Annotated in this window: 11 protein-coding genes; 7 read left to right on the top strand and 4 right to left on the bottom strand. The window is 57.9% G+C overall.

Going from position 1 to position 22,638, the window contains the following annotated elements; genetic code table 11:
• Nucleotides 1–77: 77 nt before the first annotated feature.
• A complete protein-coding gene (locus tag K5E40_RS08985) occupies nucleotides 78–1,913 on the bottom strand; it encodes a sigma-54-dependent Fis family transcriptional regulator (protein ID WP_221730407.1) in 1,836 nt (611 codons plus the stop codon).
• 398 nt (nucleotides 1,914–2,311) lie between these two features.
• Here K5E40_RS08985 and K5E40_RS08980 point away from each other — a divergent pair, with 398 nt between their 5' ends.
• From K5E40_RS08980 to K5E40_RS08950, 7 genes are all read left to right on the top strand, one after another.
• Complete coding sequence (locus K5E40_RS08980) at nucleotides 2,312–3,406, top strand: ABC transporter ATP-binding protein (RefSeq protein WP_221730406.1); 1,095 nt, start codon at nucleotides 2,312–2,314, stop codon at nucleotides 3,404–3,406.
• Nucleotides 3,406–4,521: an ABC transporter ATP-binding protein gene (locus tag K5E40_RS08975; RefSeq protein WP_221730405.1), complete on the top strand. Its 1,116-nt coding sequence runs from the start codon at nucleotides 3,406–3,408 to the stop codon at nucleotides 4,519–4,521. The genes K5E40_RS08980 and K5E40_RS08975 overlap by 1 nt, the downstream gene beginning before the upstream one ends.
• Nucleotides 4,518–5,384: a carbohydrate ABC transporter permease gene (locus tag K5E40_RS08970; protein ID WP_221730404.1), complete on the top strand. Its 867-nt coding sequence runs from the start codon at nucleotides 4,518–4,520 to the stop codon at nucleotides 5,382–5,384. Before K5E40_RS08975 ends, K5E40_RS08970 begins: the two co-directional genes overlap by 4 nt.
• Nucleotides 5,385–5,393: 9 nt before the next feature.
• The gene (locus K5E40_RS08965) at nucleotides 5,394–6,194 is read left to right on the top strand and encodes a carbohydrate ABC transporter permease (RefSeq protein WP_123450806.1); all 801 of its coding nucleotides are present in this window, start codon (nucleotides 5,394–5,396) and stop codon (nucleotides 6,192–6,194) included.
• A 10-nt stretch (nucleotides 6,195–6,204) separates the two neighbouring features.
• A complete protein-coding gene (locus K5E40_RS08960) occupies nucleotides 6,205–6,477 on the top strand; it encodes a DUF2160 domain-containing protein (RefSeq protein ID WP_221730403.1) in 273 nt (90 codons plus the stop codon).
• 48 nt (nucleotides 6,478–6,525) lie between these two features.
• Nucleotides 6,526–8,268 (top strand): ABC transporter substrate-binding protein, encoded by a 1,743-nt coding sequence (locus K5E40_RS08955; protein ID WP_221730402.1) that lies wholly within the window; start codon nucleotides 6,526–6,528, stop codon nucleotides 8,266–8,268.
• Between the two features lie 511 nt (nucleotides 8,269–8,779).
• On the top strand, nucleotides 8,780–9,160 hold the full coding sequence (locus K5E40_RS08950) for a DUF6124 family protein (RefSeq protein ID WP_221730401.1): 381 nt from the start codon (nucleotides 8,780–8,782) through the stop codon (nucleotides 9,158–9,160).
• A gap of 247 nt (nucleotides 9,161–9,407) precedes the next feature.
• Here K5E40_RS08950 and K5E40_RS08945 read toward each other — a convergent pair whose 3' ends face one another.
• The 3 genes from K5E40_RS08945 to K5E40_RS08935 are packed head-to-tail and all read right to left on the bottom strand — an operon-like array spanning nucleotide 9,408 to nucleotide 22,480.
• Nucleotides 9,408–14,033: a SpvB/TcaC N-terminal domain-containing protein gene (locus tag K5E40_RS08945; RefSeq protein WP_221730400.1), complete on the bottom strand. Its 4,626-nt coding sequence runs from the start codon at nucleotides 14,031–14,033 to the stop codon at nucleotides 9,408–9,410.
• Nucleotides 14,030–18,874, bottom strand: a complete 4,845-nt coding sequence (locus K5E40_RS08940; RefSeq protein WP_221730399.1) for a neuraminidase-like domain-containing protein — start codon at nucleotides 18,872–18,874, stop codon at nucleotides 14,030–14,032. Before K5E40_RS08940 ends, K5E40_RS08945 begins: the two co-directional genes overlap by 4 nt.
• Nucleotides 18,875–18,883: 9 nt before the next feature.
• Nucleotides 18,884–22,480 carry a Tc toxin subunit A gene (locus K5E40_RS08935; RefSeq protein ID WP_260455567.1) on the bottom strand — a complete coding sequence of 1,199 codons (3,597 nt, stop codon included), beginning with the start codon at nucleotides 22,478–22,480 and terminating at the stop codon, nucleotides 18,884–18,886.
• Between the last annotated feature and the right edge of the window lie 158 nt (nucleotides 22,481–22,638).

Raw genomic sequence — 22,638 nt, 5'->3', positions numbered from 1 at the left:
GTTATCTCAGGAATCTACAGGGACAGGGCTGAAATCATCGCAGGCTTGCCAGCGATCAGAACCGCCCAGACATCTTGTCATTCAGCCTGACGCAACCGCTTGTAAAGGGTATTGCGGCTCACACCCAGCCGCCGCGCCAAGTGCGAAATATTCCCCCCAGCCGCCTTCAACTCCCGGTTCAACGCTTCAACATCATTCAAATCCAGCCCCAGCGGCTGCGCGCGTTCAACCGGCTCCATTTCCAGATCGACAAAAAAATCATCCGGCAAATGCTCCGGCCGCACGGGTTGCTCTTCAGCCATGGCCAGCGCCACCTGCATCACGCTGCTGACCTGACGCAGATTGCCTGGCCACGGATGCTTATCGAACAGTTCCAACACTTCGCGGCTCAGCCCCGCCCATTGCGTCGGTTCACGATGCTGTTCCCACAGTCGTTTGAATAACGCCTCTTTGTCACTGCGCTCTCTCAATGGCGGCAATTCCAGGGTCAGCCCGCCGATGCGGTAATACAAATCCTCGCGAAACCGCCCCAGTTGCACCTGCTCCCGTAGCGAGCGGTTGGTCGCCGAGATGATCCGCAGATCCACCGGGAACAACTCACTGCTGCCCACCGGTTGCACGCAGCGCTCCTGCAACACCCGCAGCAACCGCGCTTGGGTCGGCAACGGCATGTCGCCGATTTCATCGAGGAACAGCGTGCCTTTGTCAGCCTTGCGGATCAGGCCGATGCTGCCTTTCTGGTTGGCGCCGGTGAATGCGCCTTTCTCGTAGCCGAACAATTCCGATTCGACCAGTTCGGCGGGGATCGCCGCGCAGTTGACGGCGATGAATGCCTGTTTGCTGCGGGAGCTGGCCTGGTGCAAGGCTTTGACGAACACCTCTTTGCCAACGCCGGTTTCGCCGTGGATCAGCAGCGGGATGTCTTTTTCCAGCAAACGCTCGGCCTGGCGCACGGCTTTTTCCACGCGACTGTCGCCGAAGTGGAGTGTGTTGAGGCTGATCGCGGTTGGCGCGGCGGCTTTGGGGTCAGACGTAAACACTCGCGCCTCAATGGGCGCCTGTTTCGGCCGCTTCAACAAACACTGAAAACGGTTACTCCCGCAGGTCTGCAAGGCAAACGGCAAGCCGTCCGGCTGATTGATCAACTCAAGCAGCGACACCTTGAACAGGCTCTCAACGCTGACCCGCGACAAGCGCACACCCAATAGATTGTCGGCCCGGCGATTGGCCGACAGTACCTGACCGCTCTCATCGAAAATCAACAAGCCTGCCCACTGACTGTCGAGGTTGTTCAACCCGGTGTTGAAGGTCAGTTGAAAGTGCTGGCCGTGGAACAGGTTGAGGATCAGCCGGTTTTCCACGGTCTGGCTCATCATTTTGACCATGCCCAAGGTGTGTGATGGCGGCAGATAGCTGTCGCTGGACACATCAAGCACCGCGATCACCTTGCGCTCAGCGTCGAAAATCGGCGCAGCGGAACCGGTCATGAAGCGGTTGGCTTTCAGAAAATGTTCATCGTGTTCGATGTGTACCGCTTGCTCGCAGGCCAGCGCCGTACCGATTGCGTTGGTGCCGCTGCAGCGTTCCATCCAGCTCGCCCCGGCCTGAAAGCCCCGGGCCAGATTCGGCGCGATAAACCGTTGCGTGCCCCACGACGTCAGCACCTGGCCCTGGTTGTCGGCGAGCATGATCAGGCAATTGGAATTGCTCAGGATGTTCTCGTAGTAGGGCAACACTTCCTGATGGGTGGTCTGCACCAGCGAGTGCTGACTGTCGAGCAGGTGCGCAATGCCGGCGGCGGGGAGCTGATCGAAGGCTGGAGTACTTTGATGATCGAGACCGAACGCGCGGCAGCGTTGCCAGGAACTCTGGATGATCGCGTCGTGGGACAGCGGCGGGGCAGGTGCGGCCATGGCAGTCAGCCTCTGATGCAGCGATTTTTATTGTTGTTATGAACCCATCTCTTGAACACAACACAGATCAACTGTGGGAGCGGGCTTGCTCGCGAATGCGGTGGATCAGTCAATGAATCAGTTGAATGACACACCGCATTCGTCGGATCGCCGCCCGGAGCAAGCCCGCTCCCACATTTGGATCTTCAGCGGTCATGAGATCGGGCAAAAAGCATCCATAGAGTGTTGTTCACTATTGTTCATTGTCAATCGCGCAACTGTTCAAATGTGTTCAGCAATGAACGCCGTTTCCCGGCGGTTTCAACGATTTTCACAACAAATCAACAACTTGCCATTTCTGGCACGAATGTCGCTCTACTGCACAGGTCGCTTGACTCCAATAATAAAAAGGCCGAGCCATGTCACTCACCCTGGAGCACGTCTGCCGCACCGTCGAGGGCCAGAGCTGGATCGACGATGCGTGCCTGAAATTCGAACCCGGATCCTTCAACGTTTTGCTCGGTCGCACGCTGTCCGGCAAAACCAGTCTCATGCGCTTGATGGCCGGTCTGGACAAGCCCGACAGCGGCCGAATCCTGATGAACGGCGTCGATGTCACCCAACGCCCGGTACGTCTGCGCAATGTGTCGATGGTCTATCAGCAGTTCATCAACTACCCGACCATGACGGTGTTCGAGAACATCGCCTCGCCGCTGCGTCAGTCCGGTGTGTCGAAAGAGATCATCCACAGCAAGGTGCAGGAAACCGCGAAGATGCTGCGCATCGAGAAGTTTCTGCAGCGCTATCCGCTGGAGCTTTCCGGGGGGCAGCAGCAACGCACCGCCATGGCCCGGGCGCTGGTCAAGGATGCCGAACTGATCCTGTTCGACGAGCCGCTGGTCAACCTCGACTACAAACTGCGCGAAGAACTGCGTCAGGAAATGCGCGAGTTGTTCAAGCTGCGCCACACCATCGCCATTTACGCCACCACCGAGCCTAACGAAGCGCTGGCGCTGGGCGGCACCACGACGATTCTTCACGAGGGGCGAGTGATCCAGAGCGGCCCGTCGACCTCGGTGTATCACCAGCCGAAAACCGTGCTGGCTGCCGAGTTGTTCTCCGAGCCGCCGATCAATCTGATGCCGGGGCGCATCGCCGGTAACGAAGTGAGTTTTGCCAACTTCGTACACTTCCCGTTGAACGTTGATCTGCGTCCGGTGGGCGAGGGTGAGTTCCGCTTCGGCGTGCGCCCCAGCCACATCTCGCTGGTGCCGAGCAACGATGACGATCTGGAATTGGCCGTGACGGTGGAAGTCGCCGAGATCAGCGGTTCGGAAACCTTCCTGCATGTGCGCAACGAGCATTTCCTGTTGGTGCTGCACCTGTCCGGCGTTCACGAATACGACGTCGACGAGCCGATCCGCATTTATATCCCGACCCACAAACTGTTTGTTTTCGATGCGCAGGGCCGCTTGGTGCAAGCACCTAGCCTGCGTGTCGCGAGGGTTGCCTGATGGCCGAAATCCGTTTGCAACACCTCGCCCACAGCTACAGCAAAACCCCCAGCGGTGCGGAGGATTATGCGATCCGCGAGATGGATCACGTTTGGGAGCAGGGCGGCGCCTATGCGCTGCTCGGCCCGTCCGGTTGCGGCAAATCGACGTTGCTCAACATCATTTCCGGCTTGCTCAGCCCCTCGCAAGGGCATGTGTTATTCGACGGCAAAGCGGTCAACGACCTGACCCCCGAGAAGCGCAACATCGCTCAGGTTTTCCAGTTTCCGGTGGTCTACGACACCATGACCGTGTTCGACAACCTGGCGTTTCCCCTGCGTAATCAGGGCATGGCCGAGGCGAAAGTGCACAGCAAGGTGCAGGAAATTGCCGAAGTCCTCGATCTGCAAGAGTTGCTGAGCAAAAAGGCGCGCAACCTCACCGCCGACGAGAAACAGAAAGTCTCTATGGGCCGGGGCCTGGTGCGCGACGACGTGTCGGCGATCCTCTTTGATGAACCGCTGACAGTGATCGACCCGCACCTGAAGTGGAAACTGCGGCGCAAGCTCAAGCAGATCCACGAGCAATTCAACATCACCATGGTTTATGTCACCCACGATCAACTCGAAGCCTCGACCTTCGCCGACAAGATCGCGGTGATGTACGGCGGCCAGATCGTCCAGTTCGGTACGCCACGGGAGTTGTTCGAGCGGCCGAGCCACACCTTTGTCGGCTACTTCATCGGCAGCCCCGGCATGAATCTGATCGACGTGCAGCCGCAACCGGGTGGGGTCGGTTTCGGCTCGACGCACCTGCCGCTGTCTGACGCCTTGCAGCGTCATATCGAACACGGTCAGTGGAAAAATCTGAAGGTCGGTATCCGTCCCGAGTTCATTCATGTCTGGGATGAGCCGTTTGACGACGCGATGCAGGCACACGTCGTACACGTCGAAGACCTCGGCACCTACAAGATCATGACCCTCGATCTCGACGGCGTGGCGCTGAAAGTGCGCCTGGCGGAAGACAAACCGGTGCCGCAGGGCACGGCGTACATCAGTTTTCCGGCGCAGTGGCTGATGGTCTATGCCGACGAATTCCTGCTGCCAGTCACTGAAGACAATGAGGTGCAGCCATGAACAAGGTGCAGAACAACAAGGCCTGGTGGCTGGTGTTGCCGGTGTTTTTGCTGGTGGCGTTCAGTGCGGTCGTCCCGATGATGACCGTGGTCAACTACTCGGTGCAGGACATCTTCGACCAATCCAGCCGCTACTTCGTCGGCACTGAGTGGTATCGGCAGGTGCTGCTGGATCCGCGTCTGCATGATTCGCTGCTGCGCCAGTTCATCTATTCGGCGTGCGTGTTGCTGATTGAAATCCCGCTGGGCATTGGGATTGCCCTGACCATGCCGACCAAGGGCCGCTGGTCGTCGCTGGTGCTGATTATTCTGGCGATTCCGCTGCTGATCCCGTGGAACGTGGTGGGCACGATCTGGCAGATTTTCGGCCGCGCCGACATCGGCTTGCTCGGGTCGAGTCTCAACGCGATGGGCATCAGCTACAACTATGCGGCCAACACCATGGACGCCTGGGTGACGGTGCTGGTGATGGACGTCTGGCACTGGACCTCGCTGGTGGCGCTGCTGTGTTTCTCCGGATTGCGCGCCATTCCCGATGTGTATTACCAAGCGGCGCGCATCGATCGGGCGTCAGCCTGGGCGGTGTTCCGGCACATTCAGTTGCCCAAGCTCAAGAGCGTGCTGTTGATCGCGGTGATGCTGCGTTTCATGGACAGTTTCATGATCTACACCGAGCCGTTTGTGCTCACCGGGGGCGGGCCGGGTAACGCCACGACCTTCTTGAGTCAGACGCTGACCCAAATGGCCGTAGGCCAATTCGACCTGGGTCCGGCAGCGGCTTTCTCGCTGGTGTACTTCCTGATCATCTTGTTGGTGTCCTGGCTGTTCTACACCGCCATGACGCACTCCGACGCCAACCGCTGAGGCCCGGCCATGAGCAAAAGAAAGCTGATCCCGTTGCTGGTCTACATCCTGTTCCTGCTGGTGCCGATCTACTGGCTGCTGAACATGTCGTTCAAGAGCAACACCGAAATCCTCGGCGGTCTGACACTTTTCCCACAGGACTTCACGCTGGCGAACTACAAGGTGATCTTCACCGATCCGAGTTGGTACAGCGGGTACATCAACTCGCTGTACTACGTGAGCCTGAACACGGTGATTTCCCTGAGCGTGGCACTGCCGGCGGCGTATGCGTTTTCACGCTACCGCTTTCTGGGCGACAAGCACCTGTTCTTCTGGCTGCTGACCAACCGCATGGCGCCGCCGGCGGTGTTCCTGTTGCCGTTCTTCCAGCTCTATTCGTCGATTGGTCTGTTCGACACGCACATTGCCGTGGCCTTGGCGCACTGCCTGTTTAACGTGCCACTGGCGGTGTGGATTCTCGAAGGCTTCATGTCCGGCGTGCCGAAGGAAATCGACGAAACCGCCTACATTGACGGCTACAGTTTCCCCAAGTTCTTCGTGAAGATTTTCATCCCGTTGATCGGTTCCGGCATCGGCGTCACGGCGTTTTTCTGCTTCATGTTTTCCTGGGTCGAGCTGTTGCTGGCGCGCACGTTGACCTCGGTAAACGCCAAGCCGATTGCGGCGGTGATGACACGCACGGTCTCGGCCTCGGGGATCGATTGGGGGGTGCTGGCGGCGGCGGGGGTGTTGACCATTTTGCCGGGCATGCTGGTGATCTGGTTTGTTCGCAACCATGTGGCCAAGGGCTTTGCCCTCGGCCGGGTCTGAGGAGCTGATGATGGAATGGATGAGTTGGACCACCCCCACAGCGGCATTCTTCATTGTCATAGGCTTGCTCCTGGTGGGCATGACGACGTGGGAGCTGCGTTCGCCGAGCGTCCTGCGGCGAGGTTTTCTGCCGATTGCCACCACCCGTGGCGATCGCTTGTTTATCGGTCTTCTCGGCAGCGCCTACCTGCATTTGCTGGTCATCGGCGCCACCGACTGGAGCATCTGGGTGGCGTCCGCGTTGTCCCTGGTGTGGCTGTTGGCTGTGATGCGTTGGGGCTAGTCGAGTCGCTCGACAACCGTGCTCCGAAATCCTAAACAGGAGGTCTCTATGTTCGACAAAAACAATAAGCTGCGACATAGCATTTCATTGGCAGCCATGCTGGCACTCAGCGGTTTGAGCGCGTCTGCCTGGGCCGATGCCTACGAGGACGCTGCGAAAAAGTGGATCGGCAGCGAATTCAAACCGTCGACCCTGACGGCCGATCAGCAACTCGAAGAGTTGAAGTGGTTCATCAAGGCTGCAGAGCCGTTTCGCGGGATGGAAATCAAGGTGGTTTCGGAAACCCTGACCACCCATGAATACGAGTCCAAGGTGCTGGCCAAGGCCTTCAGCGAAATCACCGGGATCAAGCTCACCCACGACTTGCTGCAAGAAGGCGACGTGGTGGAAAAAATGCAGACGGTGATGCAGTCCGACAAGAATATCTACGACGGCTGGGTCAATGACTCGGACTTGATCGGCACGCACTTTCGTTACGGCAAGACCGAATCGATCACCGACCTGATGGCCAACGAAGGCAAGAACTTCACCTCGCCGACCCTCGACATCAAGGACTTCATCGGCATTTCGTTCACCACGGCGCCGGACGGCAAGATTTATCAACTGCCCGACCAGCAGTTCGCCAACCTGTACTGGTTCCGCGCTGACTGGTTTGAACGCGCGGACCTGAAAGCCAAGTTCAAGGAAAAGTACGGCTACGAATTGGGCGTACCGGTGAACTGGTCAGCCTATGAAGACATCGCCAAATTCTTCAGCGAAGACGTCAAGGAAATCGACGGCAAACGTGTTTACGGGCACATGGACTACGGCAAGAAAGACCCGTCGCTGGGCTGGCGCTTCACCGATGCCTGGTTCTCCATGGCGGGCGGCGGCGACAAGGGCTTGCCTAACGGTTTGCCGGTGGACGAGTGGGGCATTCGTGTCGAGGATTGCCACCCGGTGGGTTCCAGCGTGACCCGAGGCGGCGACACCAACGGCCCGGCGGCAGTGTTTGCCACGACCAAATACGTCGATTGGCTCAAGGCGTACGCGCCTCCGGAAGCAGCGGGCATGACGTTCTCCGAGTCCGGCCCGGTGCCGTCGCAAGGCAACATCGCTCAGCAGATTTTCTGGTACACCGCCTTCACCGCCGACATGACCAAACCGGGTCTGCCGGTGGTCAACGACGACGGCACGCCGAAATGGCGGATGGCGCCATCGCCGCGCGGGCCGTATTGGGAGGAGGGCATGAAGCTTGGTTATCAGGACGTGGGTTCGTGGACGTTCATGAAATCCACGCCGGAGAAACAGAAACTCGCGGCGTGGTTGTACGCGCAGTTCGTGACTTCGAAAACCGTATCGCTGAAGAAAACCATCGTCGGTTTGACGCCGATTCGTGAGTCGGACATCAACTCGCAAGCGATGACCGATCTGGCGCCGAAACTCGGTGGTCTGGTCGAGTTCTACCGCAGCCCGGCCCGCGTGCAATGGACCCCGACCGGGACCAACGTGCCGGACTATCCGCGTCTGGCGCAATTGTGGTGGAGCCACATCGCCGAAGCGGCCAGCGGCGAGAAGACCCCGCAGCAAGCGCTGGATGGTTTGGCCAAGGATCAGGACGCGATCATGTCGCGTCTGGAACGCTCCAAGGCCCAAGCCACGTGCGCACCGAAAATGAACCCGGAACGCGACGCGCAATACTGGTTCGATCAACCGGGCGCGCCGAAACCGAAACTGGCGAACGAGAAGCCGAAGGGCGAGACCGTGAGCTACAACGAACTGCTGAAATCCTGGGCAGATGCGCGTAAATAAAAGCTGATGTGTGAAGGGCAAACGGCACCGCAAGGTGCCGTTTTCAGTTGTGCCAGAACCACCGCCATCGAACGCCCACAGGTTTCGCGTTGATCCAATAGAGCGGCGACGCATTACGAATAGGTAATGCCCTCGCCCAAGTCATTGCCTTCACAACAGTCCTGGTGCTGGCGAGTATTTCGATTCGGGATGTTTAAAGGTTTTCCGAAAATACAGAACCTTCCCACAATGTTTTCAGGTTGTCCGTCGGACGTCGGCTCTCTAGGCTGTGAACGTCGCTGCCAAATCAGCGATCGGGATTGGAACCCCGGAGAACGTATCAACGCCAAAGCGTCTTTCATGACGTATGCTTGCCCACCTTCATGGTGTGCAGTCTGTTATGGCGGCTGTACGCGGGAGACTTTCGAGTCTGCCGGGTTTCTCCGTTCCCCGGGTTCCAACCTGCGTACAACTGCCACCCCTTCGCGTGGAACCGAATGGATCAGCTTCAACGTTCAGAAGGAGAAACAACATGAAAAAGCCAACACCCAACCCCCCGGCAACAACCGTTCCTGCGGACGCCAATACAACGTCCCCCTACGCGGGCGAAGACACCCGCAAACTCCACGAAGCCGCCGACCGCGCCCTCGACTTTTACCTCAAACCCACGGCCGCCATCATGGCCACGCCCTATGTCCAGAACCAGATGTTCCTGGTCAACCCCACCGCCGACACCGAATCCCTGCTGGCCAACGCCAGCGAGTCCCTGTCCTCGGCCAGCGTCATGCTCGGTGACTTCGCCGCGTTGCTCGAAGGCACGCACCGCAAGACGTTGCTGGGGATTGCACAGATCGTCATGCTCGGCGAACTGGCGGTGAACAGCGCGCTGGATAAGGTCGAACCAGCCGCCTAAACCTGTGGGCGAGAGCCTGCTCGCGAAAGCGCTGGGGCCGCCAACGAAGATGCTGGCTGTGCTGACGCCATCGCGAGCAGATTCGCTTCGCCTATCAGGCTGACGCACCACCCGGCGGCGTCATGCTGTTGAAGCGTGATGCGCGCCTCGGTTTCAGCCGCCTGGCGCCAGTAAGCAATCTGCCGCACGGGCAAGCCGCGGCTGTCGATGGCTGTCAGGCGCGGGGAAGATGAATCAATGCCGATCTTCATGACCACCAGTTGCCACGCCGTTGTTCCGGTGGCGGTTCAAACAGGTCGTTCTCATCGAAGGCCACCGTGCACCAGATCCAGTACCAGATTTCCCGGCGCAAGGGCTTCAATGTCGCCGGGTTGCCTTGCAGCATTTTCTTGGCCAGCACGGTTTCGGTCGGGCGCCCCGCCGCGTCGTAGAATTGCTGGTCGTGATAGGCATGTTCGCGCATTGACCGGTCATTGATGTAGCGCGGCTGGTCGGCGAAGTAGGGCCGGTAGATCCGCACTTTTTTGCCTTTGTTGTTGTACTCCACCGGTTCGTTGACGCGCCACCGTCTCGACACCTGGGCTTGCTCTGGCGTGCCGTCAGGCTTGAGGATCAGTTCACCGTTTTCATGGGTCAGCCAGGCCAGGCCAGGTTCGACTTCCTGTTTGGTTTGCAGGGTCCGGCCAAAGCCGTCCAAACAGGTGATGCTGACCCGCACTTGCATCTTTTCAACATCGTCGGGATAGCGGTCGGCCAGCATGGCAACGGCGTAAACCGGTTCACGTTGTGCCACGTCGATTTGTTGTTTGAGAATCGTCTCGTTCGGGTCGGGTTTTTCCAGGGCGGCAATATGTTGCCGGGCCCTGTCGCAGAGGTGCCCGCCAGGCAATACAAATCCTTCAGCCCTGGCCCATTCGAACCATGCCGGGGAGGGTGGTGCGGTTCGTGAGAGACGGCCCATCCAGCTGAAAGTATCGGAGAACCCGGCACTGGCAAAATTGCCGATGGCGTTGTGCGGATCGGCGATGGCGATGGCTGGGTCACGGTCAGGCGCAGGCACATAGGTCTCCAGCGGATCGAAGCCCACCGGCTCTCCCAGTTCCGTGCCATGGAAACTGGTAATCAGCGGTTCGCCGAACGCGTTGTAGCGCGCCTCTTGGATATTGTGATTGGCGTCCTCGATGGCGGCCGGCAGGAAGGTGCGGTAATCCACATCGAGGCTGCGCGTGGTGCAACCGTCCGGCAAGGTCACGGCGATGGTCAGGCACCAGTGTGTGTCGTAGGTGATCAGGGTTTCGCCGTGGCTGCGGGTTTCCCGGTACTTCTGGACGTTATAAAAGCCATCCAGCGTGTGGTAGGTGGGAAAGCCGTGATGCACCGACCACAGATAATTTTTGGCGTCCCCGGGATCTTGCACCGCTTGCCGGGTTACCTCGGGCAGGAACCGATCCATGATGTGGTAACCCACTTGCGGTGATTCGAGTTTCTCTTTCAGGTTGAAGGGCATGTTGCCTTGATCATCCTTGAGCCTGTCGTAGGCGCTCAGGGCGATTTCATCGAGTTCGGCTGTTTCAAGGTGAGCGGTCAACCCTTCGAAGGTCGCGGCCCCAGGCGCCAGGGGCTGGCCGTTCTCGGGGTCCATGTAGTGCTGGCGGGACAGACTCGTCAGCATCGCCTGTTTTGCCCATTCCCCATTTTCCTGGCTCAGTTCAAGAAACCGGTCATGGTGGATACTGGCGGGGCTCAGTGCGGTATTTTTCAGAACCAGGGCATTCGTGCGGTTTTGATAGGGCAGGCCCAGGCGCCACGCCTGGGTGTTCGGCAAGTGGATGGGCAGCGATCTGGTTTGCGTCAGGTACCAGTTCTGTTGCGCCTCGTCATGGGCATCCTTCCACCAGTTTTTCTGATGTTCGTCACTGAAGGGCGGCGTATCGTCAACGTGCTTGCGTCGTGCGTAGTGGACGTCGAAGCTGTGGACGCAGGCGCCATATTCGTCCCACTCAAGGTTGATGTGATGCTGGCACAACGGGTCGTCCGCGATGGCTGGCTCATATTGGTAACTGATGGACTCCAGAGCCAGAGGTTGAAGCACCGCGTAGGGCTGATGCTTGCCTTTGGGACGCAGCACCCGCACCAGATGGCGGTGTTCCTGAACCGCGTACGGCACCGCGGTGAGGGGGTCGTCATCTGCCGCATAGGTTTCCGAGCGCAGTACCCTGCCGCTCAGGGCTCGGGCTATTTCACGGTTGATGCTTTCATCATCGGCGGTGAAGGGCTGCGTCGCCCGATCATTGAAGTGGTAGTTCTGCAGCAACGTGGGTTGCAGGGCAACAGCCAATTCATCTCCAACGTAATAACCGTCCCTCGCAGGATCGATGGCATCCCCCGTGTGGAACCAGGTCTTGCTGAGGATTGGCGCGGTGAAACCGACTGTTGCGCGCTCCGCCGCCGAGGCTTCGGTATCGGTCTGCAGCAGTACACGAAAACCGCGGAACTCGCGTTCAAGGCGATCGTAATAACCACCCCGATAGCGCAAGCCCTGGCTCAGTCGATTACCCGTGATGTCGTCGAATTGCGTTTGCCGGCTGACCAGATGCATGGCGAACGGCAGGCGGGAGACCGGGTTTTCGACCTTGGCGGCATGTTGCTCCTGTTTTTCATCGAGCCATTCCTGGGCCGAGCTGCGATAGGTGACGCCGGTACTGGCACCCATATTGTTGCAGGTGCGATTCATCAGGTAAGGCTTGGCTTTGACGAAATCATAGCGCCAGTGTTGGGGCGTCATGTGCGGCACCGTCAGGACGATGCTGGAGCAACCGAGCCCTTGCAGGTCGGCGGTGCTGACCTGGCAGAGCCGATCGTAGTGCACGCCTTCGGGCCAGGACAATACGTCCCAGGTCTGCTCGTAACCGTTGCCACCATGGTTCATGAATACCCGCAGGCCATCGGGCTCCAGGTAGATCAGATCGGTCGCCCCCGAGCCGTCGAGGTCGGCCAGCAACACCTGCGCGCAATTGAATTCGCTGTCGACAAATGGCAAGGCACACAGCACAAAACCCTTGCCGAAACGCCCATGGCCCAGGTTGGGCCAACATTTGACTTCGTTATAACGGATGCGCACCAGATGTTGTTGGCCGCTGCCGAGTACATCGGCGAAGGCCACCAACTCGGTTAGCGTATTACTCGGTGTTGGCAGTTCATCGTCATCCCCTTCAGTTGTTTTTACCGAATGAGGCACGTCGACGCCGTTGGCAAACCCTGCCGCACGGCGGTTGGCGTAAAGGCGCACACTGCGGGTGCCGATCAGCGCAAGGTCGATCAGGCCATCACCGACCAGATCGGTCATCTGCGCCTTCGGGTGGAAAAACTCGTTGGGAAACGCATCGAAGGGCACGAAAGCGGACCAGTTACGGTCCGGATCAAGGGTGAAACAACCACACATCCCCGGCATGGCAATTACCCAGTCGAGCTTGCCGTCGCCGGTCTGGTCAGTCAGCGAATGGTGAATCGGCTTGCTGCTGTCTGTCACAGGAATGTGCTCCAGACGTTTCCAGTCGCTGTAGCCCACGTTGTCGCCGCCGGTCTCGCTGCGTAACGGTTCGCGGTAATACCAGGCCTGGTCGTAACGACGCAGCACCCCCGGAATACCTTCGCCGTACAGGTCCACCAGTTGATAGTGCTGGCCGTCGTTGAGCCCGGGCATTTGCGCGAACGGTGTCCAGTTGCGATGCGTCGAGTCGAGTTCGAACGGGTTGTAGCTGAACTCCATCGGCGGTCGGCTTTCTGTCTGGCCCAGGCCATCGTAAGCCTGAATATGAGCCGCGGTCAGTTGGTTGTAACCCAACGGACTGACCCGGTGTTCCAGCAGCAGACGCTGGACCAGTGCGGGCGAATCCCCCAGTTCCTTGGTGAAATGATGAAACATCAACACTTGCCGACACAGGCGTTGGGTACCCAGTCCGAAACCGTAGCTGTAGTTCCAGAACGGGTCGCCGCGACCGGACCAGGTTTTTTGTTCAGCGAAGGTCGGTACCTGCTCAAGATCGGTGCTGCGCTCGCCGTAATCGAACACCAGTTGAAAGTGCCAGTGCTGCTTTTTCCAGCTATCGGTTTCCCATGCGTACAGGTGCGGGTTGGCCTCGGCATTGCCGTAACACACGCGCTTGAGATAGCGCTGAGCGCGGTAGTCATGCCATTGCGGGGCTTGGGGCGGGTCGGTTTCGACTTTGTACTCGTAGACGATGTGCTCGCCTCGGGTGTTGAGGCTTTCGTCGATCATCCACACGCCGACATGCTGCGGGTTGTTCGGGTCGCTGCGACGCGAGCTTTCGGTTTTGCCATACACATGCAGACTGCCATCTGCGCCGTGTATCAGCCAGAAACCCGCAGTGTCGGTGGCAGAGGACCAATGTTCGATCAGGGCAAACTCACCCTCGACCCGCGGCCAGTGACGCACCACGTTGTACTCGCCGGCCAGTGGCCGGTGGTTGTATTCGGTGACGCTACGGAAAATCGGTTTACCGTCACTTTCGTCACGCTCGGGCATCCACACATCGCCACCAGGCCCCACCACCTGGTCGGTGCCATCGTACATTGGCGTACCTTGAGTGGTGCGCAGGCTGATGGCATTGTTCGTCATTTGCCAGCCGATTCCGAACGGGCTGTTGCCGACATTGCTGCTGTAACCCAACCCCAGCGCTGGGGCAAAGCCGCGGCCGGGAGAGATCGGCAGGGCCAGTTCCAGGGACGCCGTGCCGGAGGTGCCAACGCCTCCCCAGCCCTTGCCAACGCTTTGAATGGCGCCGCCCATTTTCGGTAGAGCAGGGGTGTTGATTTGCATCGTCGACTGTTGCGGTGGCTGTTGTCCGTTCATAGCGAACCGCCCTCGCGTCTGGCCGTGTAACACAGGTGCAGGATGATGTCCTGGAGGGAGAGGATCATGGCCTTTTGGGCTTCGTGGTTGGGTAAGGTCAGAACCCAGCGCGAAATGGCCCCGGTGCATTCAAATGGCAGGTAGCGTTCGTCCTGGAAGTTGAGCTGGAACAGGCCGTTGTCGTCGGTGCCGTGGGAGAGGGCGATCTGTTGGCTCGCGCGCAGGTTTTCCTTGGCGTTGCCGAGGGTGGCGGCCATTTCAACTTTGCTGTAGGTCTGAGTCAGCACGGCGCAGATATCTTTATAAGGCCCAATGCTGATCGGCAGGGTCGCGCTGATCGTCTTGATCCGACGCAGGTAGTGGTTTTGCCCGGCGTAATCGTCGTCGAACATTTTTTGCGTCAGTTCGAATTCACAGGTGCCATTGTCCGTCAGAGTCTGCTTGATCTCTTCCCAGGTCTTGTTGCCAGCGACGTCTGGATACTTGGTCTTGAGTTCTTTGAGCGAGACGGTTTTGCGGATCTCCAATTCGCGTTTATTGTTTTTCAGGTAATCGCCGTGCATGCGCTGCAGGCTCATTTTCAGCTCTTCGCCGGCACCGAGGCCGCGGTAGGTGGCGTTCCACCCACCGGGCCGGATGAAGGTTTGCGTGAAATCGCCCATTTCGTACTGCCAGCAGGCCTCGGCCGCCTGGCACAGCGATTGCGCGGTGGTATAAGCACCGTTGTAGAACCCGGCGAACTTGCTGTTGAGCCAGTCATAGGTCTGTGAGCGGCTGAAGCGGTTGCTGCTGAGCAGGAAGTCGTGGGTCGCTTTGGCGTGGTTCAGCGCGGTTTGTGCCTGGCGCAGTTGCAGTTGGGTGGCCTTGTGCTGTTCTTCGTAGACGGCGAGTTGTGCTTCGATCTGTTCGGCTTCGAGTTTTGCCTGGTCGTACATGTACTTCCAATCCGCACCGCGTCGGTCGAACTGAGAGGTGAGATCTGCATTCTCAGCAGTAGCTCGATCAACTATGACTGAGCCTTCAACGGTATGAACAACTGCTTGTGACGCAGCTCCTAGGTCGATCCCGCCCAACGCAAATCCGAAAATGTTTGGTATCGTTTTAGCGAGGGATGAGGCCTTTTGAGTTAAGCCAACTCCTGATTCATATGTATTGGCATTCAAGCGTGCATCGTTGGAAATCTTTTCATTACGGCTCAATCCTTGTTCTGCTAACTCTTGGTAATAGGCAAGTTTCCCCTCAGTGATGACCTGACTCGCCAGCAACGCCTCCTTGTTTTTTTCATCAATTTTTCCAGCCTGAACCTGTATATCCACCGCCACCTTCGCCAGATTCCACGCCTGCTGCTGTTGCAACTCAAGATACTGCGCCTGCTCCTTGCGCTCGATCAGTGACAACAGCGTCGAGCCGAACTGGATCACACTGTCCACCGCGTTCTGCGCCAGAGCGAACATGAAGCTGAAGCGGTAATGGGGAATCTGTGGGTTCAACAGCCGACTCAGCGCCGCCCCGGACAGGCCCTGGCCCCAGGCAGCGAGCAGGGCGCGCGGGTCCAGTGGCGCGGCGAACAACGGCAAGTTCAAGGGATTACCCGCCATGTCGAGGTTATGGCGCAGGTTGTACAAGCGGCCTTCGGCCCTGTCCCAGCGCTTGATCAGTTCAGGGTTGAACGGACGGCGCAAATACGGATTGTCCACGGTGGACAACGATGAATCCTCGCGGTAAGGCCGCAGACACAGCAATGGCGCGTCCTGCGATTGCGGGGCCTTGCCGATGCGCAGCGGCGGCTGCTCCTGAAGTTGTCGTTGGGTGGCGATCAGTTGTTGTTCGAAGGCACGCAGGTCGTCATTTTTCGCAGCACTCAACTCATCCAGCGTAATCGGTGACCAATCGTCTACTTGCCGCACATCCGGGCGCGGCCCGAGCAAATCGAGGATATGGACATAGCGCAACTTGGCTTCTGCCAAACCGTCCGGTGTCAGTTCTCGGTACACCTGATCAGCCTGATTGCTCTCGATATCGATATAGAGTCCGTACAAGGCCTTGCGAAAGTGCACGGGAAAACTGAGTGCAATCTGATGCGGATCGTCCGGATACACAATGGCCTGGCTGGGGTCTGGCGCACCGGGCCAGACGGGCGTTTCAAGAGGCACAGCCTGCCAATAGCCGGGATGCCCCGGATCTGCGTTTTGCCGTGAAGGGTTGAAGAGATACGCCAGCCAGTGTTTGGCTTCTTCGTATTGCTGTTCCTCATTCAAGCGATACGCCACCAGCCATGGCAAGTACAGGAACAGTTCGAGGAAATACAGGTAGTACGCGCCGGAGAAATCCATCGATTGCGCGCCGAGACCATCGGGAATGGGCGGTTCTGTCTGCTGTGTCTGGGTGTGCCAACTCAGCAGCGGATCCATGCCGCTTTCGGCGAGCTGGATCAATTCCCGGGCGAAGGTGGTGTTCATGCGGATGGGCGCTCGATAACCTTCTTTAGATTCACATCCGTCACTGAAATTGATGCTTGATTCGGTAAAGTCGATGTATTGAGCATTGCCCAGAGAAGCGTTGTCGTTGTTGTTGATGAGCGGCGCTTTTTTTTGCTCTGCTGCGAGAGTCTCTCCCCAAGTGATGGATACCGCTTTGAGGGCTGCGCCAACGAGTGAATGGCCTAAGCGATGCTTGTTGTGGATCAAGACGCCGTACACGAGTGGAATTTTCAGCTCATTCGGTTTGTCGGGCCATTTAACCGGCCAGCCGACGGGTTGGTAGCTAATCTTGTCGACGGGGACTGTGATTCCTTCCCCGCCTGAGTTTTCGGGCAGTTTGTCGACGATCCCGGAGCTATACAGGGGACGTATATCTTCAAGTTTTGCAGGAAACTCAGTGGCCGTTACGTCCAGAGGGTGCCCTATGAAAAGCTGGTAACCATAAGTCTCGACGACATGATTTTGGATGAGCGGAAAGATGGACATCGTAGATTGCTCTTCACCTCTGGGAACGCGCCAGACATCAGAGAGCCAAATTTCATTAGGGGAATCGCGCAATCGGTCGAGTATGTACGAACCCGCCAATTTCCCTGCCAGAGATGCGCTGCCGCCCGGCGCTATGGGAGGAACGGAGAATTCAGTTCGGTTGTTTCTGTCAGGATCGGAAATAAGACTTCTGATGCTGTCTGGCCAGCCTCTGAAGCAATACACCGTATCGTGGCTATTCATGAATTCACCGAAGGACTTGATCTCCGAACCTTCGAGCAGCGTGAGCCATTCACGCTTGTCGGTATGACTGAACACTAGAGTTAAGTGGAAGAGCTCCTCGTTGGAATAACCATAAACAGAGAACTTGATCGTGGTGACATCCGGAAAGCCTTCATTCAGTCTCAAGGTCAATCCGATACTTGAATCGCCAGGATGGTAGACAAGCTCGACATCTTCTTCACAGGTCTTGATGCGCGACTGCCAATCGTTGAAGTCCCAAGTGTCCTTTTCTGTTTCCGGTGTTGCGTGCTCGATAGCACCAAACACCGGGGTGCTGGAGGGAAGCCAGTACTGAAAACGGCCAGCGTTTTTATTGGCGAAGATGTGGCCGATCAGCAGCACATGCCCTGAGCCATCCTGCAACGCCGTGGCGGATGGAGGCGCGCCTGGTTTGACATTGGGCACCACGCCATATGACGGAAACAGCGACGTCACATTGAAGTTCTTGTCGATCCGCACCGTTCGCAGAAAATCATATTCGTCGCGATTGCCGGGAATATCGCCAGGTATGTCCTGATAGTTCGAATACAACATGATCACCATCGACTCTGGCGATGTGGAGTGGTCATACACCGCGATGGTCTGGGTTTGCTCTGCGATCTGTTCCAGGGGCTTGGCGACGAGCGCCGGCGTCTGGCAATAGCTCTCGATATAGACCCGGGGCGTGCTCCACCTGTCGTCGTATTTCTTATAGCTGGCATACAAACGGAACCGCGGATTGACCTTGACGCTGGTCTCGGCTCTCCCTTCTTCAGGGGACTGCATGGCGTCCGCATCCTGGAGTTCCAGCTCGGCCCAGATCACGAACAAGCGGTTGTTGAACCAGCACGGACGAATCGTGTGTTCCAGGGCCTTTTCCGAAATCGGCACATTGGCGCTCTGCCAGTCCGACCAGGCATTGGGCAGGGGCTTGTCGAATTTGTCCGCAACACTGCCAGGCGCGGCGGCGGGCTCTTTCACCGGGCGTTGGCTCATGTCCAGTGAGCGCCAGTAGTAGGCATTTTCGGCGGGGGATTTGCCGATGAAGTAATAGGTACTGTTGGCGAAATCTTCGCCATCGATGTAACCGTTGCAGATCTTCAGGTTGGCGATTTCCTCGAACTTTGCCAGATAAGACAGAACGGCAGTCTGTACGGTTTCGGGCTGAATCTGTGCCTGGTTGAGGTCGTTTTCCAGTTGCTCGAAACTGCTGGTCTTGGTCAGGCGCAGCGTGGGGTCAAGGTAGATGTCAGGGAAGTAATGCAACTGCTGGATGGCGGACCAGATCGGGTAGCGATTGAGACCGTCGCGCCAGGTCTTGATCTGCTGGGGTGTGAAACTGTCGTCGCTGTACCCCGGCTCCATGTTCAGCATCATGCTGTTGATCTGTTGTTGGTAACTGGCAATGGCACAGGCCACCGGGCTGGTCGGCACATCCTGGCTGATCAGCACGTCCAGCAACCAGAACTCGTAGAGGTCGTTGGCAGTCTTGATTTGTTGGGTCAACCCCTGCTCGATCAGGTACGGGTCGTTGGGCACGGCCTCATGCAGATACAGGGCGAGCATCGCGTCACGAAATGCTTCATTGAGGGGGGCGTCGAAGGCGCTCGTCATGATCGTTCCTTAACCATTGGCCAGTGTTGAGTCAGAGGCAGAGTTGGCGGCCATCACCGCGTCTCCAACGATTTTCCAGTCGTTCAGCAGGCTTGTTTCAGTCAACCCTGTGGCTTGCAGCAGTGCTTTGGCAGACAGCCCGCTGGCCTGACAAGTGGCCTGGCAACGACGTATCCAGTCGACCTGGGCCATTGAGCTGGCGCGCTCATCGGGGAGGGTGCTGGTCAGCGTGGTCACTTCCGTTTCGGACCACTCCAGCAAACGAGCCAGTGCTGCGTTGGCCGTTTCGCTCGCGAGCGTGCGCAGCGCTTTGTTTTTCAATTGCGCCTTGGCTGGATTGGCGCCGCTGAAGTAGCTCAGCACGCTGTCCTCCGATTGGCTCTGGCTGTGGAACCATTGACTGAAGCGTTCGAGCAGATAGAGGTCGCACAGCCACGGCTCGCTGTTGCTGCCCGCGTATGCCGAGCCCCCCAGCCATGTTGGATTGACCACGAACAAGCGCAAGGCGCCGTTGCTCAATCTCAGTTGCACAACAATTTCGGCGTGGCGTGAGACGCGCTGGTAATGCTCGATCAATGCGGGGGTCAGCGTTTCCTTGAACGCTTGCACCAGAATGCTGTAGACCGACGACTGCGCCCAGTGAATGACCGCCCGGCAGCGGTCCGGCGCCAGCTTGGCAGTTTCCTGGAACAATCCTTCGAGCAACTGAACCTGGCGGTCATGTGCACCGAGCAGCAGTTCGATGAGTTTTTCGGCGCACATGTCTTTGACAGCTTGTTCAAGGTCGAGGTCTTTAAGTACTTGCGCGACACCTGTCTGTAGCCAGGTGATCGGTTCGTCCACCAGCGTCAGTGCACGATCAAGGCCCATTAACAGGCCGTCTGTCGTGATGAGTTTATGGCTGACCAGTAGTCCGAACCATTGGATGTCTTGCGGTCGGCTTTTTCCATCCTTACGCAGTGGAAGGCCCAATGCGGCCACTTGCGCTTTGGTCACCATGCTGCGGCGCGTGTCGTCCTGCAACTTGCTCAGGCGCTCAAGCAGATCGTCGGGCAGGGGCGGCGGCTCGTCCACTTGGGCTTGCTGATCACCGTCCAGTTCTTCGACCCGCACCGAGGCATGTGGGCCCAGGCGTTGTTGCAATTGTGTGACGGTCTGTTGGCTGTCCTTGAGCCAGTCTACGGCCCAGTCCAACTGCATCAGCACATCGAGAATGTCCGCTTGTTCCCTGGTCTTCTGCGCGTTCAAGTGGCCGCTCGCCAACACGGTTTTATAAGCAGAACCTCCGAGCAGTCCTGCCAGCGTCAGCAACTCGGCGACCGAGCATCCAAAGAGACGGGCAATCCGGGCCTGGCGGTAGAACGAGGAGACGGTGGGCAAATCGCGCTTGAGTGTGGTCAGGTACTTCTGGGTTTGTAAGGCAATCAACAGAAACGAATCCTCAGTCGGTTGCACACCGAGGCCGGCACACAATTGCAATACGGTTTTCTGCGTGGCGGTGTCGACGACCTCCAGGTTGATGGGCTGTTGGTCGAGGACCAGAGGGGTGTCGAACAGTTGCACGCGATTGAACACCTGATCGAACAACGGCACTTCATCCTTGCCGCTGGCATAAGGCGAGAGGTCGTGCATCAGTGCGGCGAACTCCTCCGGCTCGATGCCGTGGCGCCGATTGAGGTAGCGATAGACGCCCAATGCACGCAGAGTGTTTTCGTTAAGTTCCATCGCCAGGTTGTCTTCGCCCTCGGCACGGATCGCAGACATGATCAGCGTGTCCAGCTTGGCGAAGGGGATCTGCAACCAGCGTTGCAAGCGAATCATGCGTTGCAGGCGGTCGAGACGGTTGAGCGAGGTTTTGCTCAGGCGCCATTGCTTGCTATCGCCCACAGTGATTTGTTCCAGCCCCATCGCATTGTCGAACTGATCACGGATGATCGATTCGGCGTCAGGTTCCCGCTCGCTGTCATACAGGTCAGCACCGGCGCCGGTGCCGTTGACGTAGCAGGCGCCATACTGGTTCGGGTGGGGGAAGGGCAGCACTTTTGCGGCAGCCTGCGGGAGCGTCACACCCCCGTGTTGCGGGTTCTGGCTGGGGCAGTTGGGCGACAAACGCACCGCGCGGGTCTGTCGGCACAGGAGCATTTCAACCTGTTCGGCATTCAGGCCGGTGTGCGCCATGAAGTCTGTCAGGCGCGTCAATTGCCACGGCGGCGAACTTTGCGAAACCTCGACACCGTAAGACTTTCTGAAAAAATCCATTTGCGCAGGTGTCAGGGTGTAGTGCTCATCGAGCGTGAGGGTGAAGCGCTGTCGGGCCAGCTTGACGGGCTCGGCGCCGGCGGCGGTGGCAGTGACCAGATCGAAACTGGCGGTGTATCCCTGTGCGGTGGGCGTGGGGAGGGACGCGGCGCCCTTCAGGTAGGAAATGACGGTGTTCGTTGACGCAGCGTGCAGGCGATTGATCAACCAGCCCGTTGAAAGAACTGGAACGTTGGAACTCAGATCGACGTTGGCAGCCTGTGTCTGGGTGCCTTTGCGAAAGGTCAGCGATAGGACGGTCTTGCTGCCTGCAACTTCTGTGGGCGTTAGTGCCTGCGGATTGACGGCCGCGACATCCTCCTGATCCGTCAGCAACAAATAGCAGCTCTTGTGAGGGATATGCGGGCGCAGATGGGTGGTGCCTGGGCTTCCCCAGCCTTTGATCAGGTCATCTCGGGTCAGATAAAAATGACTGAACACTGAGGGCTCGATCAGCACGTTCTGTTGCTCCGTGCTCAATCCGCATAACAAACGTTGCGCTTGCAGTACCGGTTTCTGCACTTCGCCATAGTCGTTGCTTGATTGCTGTTTGATCGGCAGTAACAGGCTGGCCCGATAGTTCAATTCCCCCAGACGAGGCTTTTTATCGGCCAGCCCCAATTGACATTGATGGTGATAGAAGTTGTAGGGCAGTTCGAAGGGATAGCGCCGGTCAGCCACTGCCTCATGGGCGGACTTGCCTTTATCAGTCGGATTGGTTTCCAGAAAAGCACCCAAACGATCTTCCAATAACTGGGTGACCAGTTCCAGCATTGGCCTTGGGGTAAAAGTGCTTTCGTGGGTGATCAAGAGCTCCTTCAGGTCGGGACGGCGCCTGTCCATCAGTAGGCGCTTGGGGTCTTCGTTAGTCGCTTCCAGTTGCAGGAGAAACACCCTTAAATTGATCAGGTAGGCAATCACCATATCAATGGCAGCAAGCGCCCCGACCTTGCAGAAGTCGTCCCAGCTTTCCTTGAACAGATATTGAAAAGTTGGCCCCAGCGGAACAAGAGCGCGAACGCCGCTACGGTGGGTAAGTTGCTGGAATTTACCGGAGGAAGTCTGGTACTCCCGGTACAAACGCGAAATCAGCGCTGCATAGCCCATGGCATTGTCGTAGGCGAGTTCCGCGTTGGCATCGGTGAATTCGGCGAACTGGCGGACGAACGCGGCTTTGGGCTGACGTACGATATCGAAGACTGAGGTGAAACCCATTTTCTGCATGGCCGTTGCGAAGTCGGTGCGGCCCTTCTGTGTCGAGACGTCGGGTTTGACCAGCCTCTGCAGCAACGAATTGTTGTCAGCCATGAGTGTGATTCTCCTACCAGCCAAGAGCGGCATTGATGCAATGCCCGGTAGGAGCAAACTAACGATAAACGCGGGGGGCGTAACCTGTCAGACCTGACAGGTTGAGGGGGGTTATATAGAACTAATTGGAACATCTAATAATTGTTTAGAACTATTTG

The organism is Pseudomonas baetica, assembly GCF_019733355.1.
GTDB classification, from domain to species: Bacteria; Pseudomonadota; Gammaproteobacteria; order Pseudomonadales; family Pseudomonadaceae; genus Aquipseudomonas; species Aquipseudomonas baetica_A.
The sequence above is the reverse complement of the archived record's forward strand: the minus strand, read 5'-3'. Positions and strand labels throughout refer to the sequence as shown.

Excerpts from the sequence above, each read along its gene's own strand:
- K5E40_RS08950 (WP_221730401.1), top strand. The coding sequence starts at position 8,780 with ATGAAAAAGCCAACACCCAACCCCCCGGCAACAACCGTTCCTGCGGAC.
- K5E40_RS08940 (WP_221730399.1), bottom strand. The coding sequence starts at position 18,874 with ATGACGAGCGCCTTCGACGCCCCCCTCAATGAAGCATTTCGTGACGCG.
- K5E40_RS08965 (WP_123450806.1), top strand. The coding sequence starts at position 5,394 with ATGAGCAAAAGAAAGCTGATCCCGTTGCTGGTCTACATCCTGTTCCTG.
- K5E40_RS08960 (WP_221730403.1), top strand. The coding sequence starts at position 6,205 with ATGGAATGGATGAGTTGGACCACCCCCACAGCGGCATTCTTCATTGTC.
- K5E40_RS08980 (WP_221730406.1), top strand. The coding sequence starts at position 2,312 with ATGTCACTCACCCTGGAGCACGTCTGCCGCACCGTCGAGGGCCAGAGC.
- K5E40_RS08945 (WP_221730400.1), bottom strand. The coding sequence starts at position 14,033 with ATGAACGGACAACAGCCACCGCAACAGTCGACGATGCAAATCAACACC.
- K5E40_RS08955 (WP_221730402.1), top strand. The coding sequence starts at position 6,526 with ATGTTCGACAAAAACAATAAGCTGCGACATAGCATTTCATTGGCAGCC.
- K5E40_RS08970 (WP_221730404.1), top strand. The coding sequence starts at position 4,518 with ATGAACAAGGTGCAGAACAACAAGGCCTGGTGGCTGGTGTTGCCGGTG.
- K5E40_RS08935 (WP_260455567.1), bottom strand. The coding sequence starts at position 22,480 with ATGGCTGACAACAATTCGTTGCTGCAGAGGCTGGTCAAACCCGACGTC.
- K5E40_RS08975 (WP_221730405.1), top strand. The coding sequence starts at position 3,406 with ATGGCCGAAATCCGTTTGCAACACCTCGCCCACAGCTACAGCAAAACC.
- K5E40_RS08985 (WP_221730407.1), bottom strand. The coding sequence starts at position 1,913 with ATGGCCGCACCTGCCCCGCCGCTGTCCCACGACGCGATCATCCAGAGT.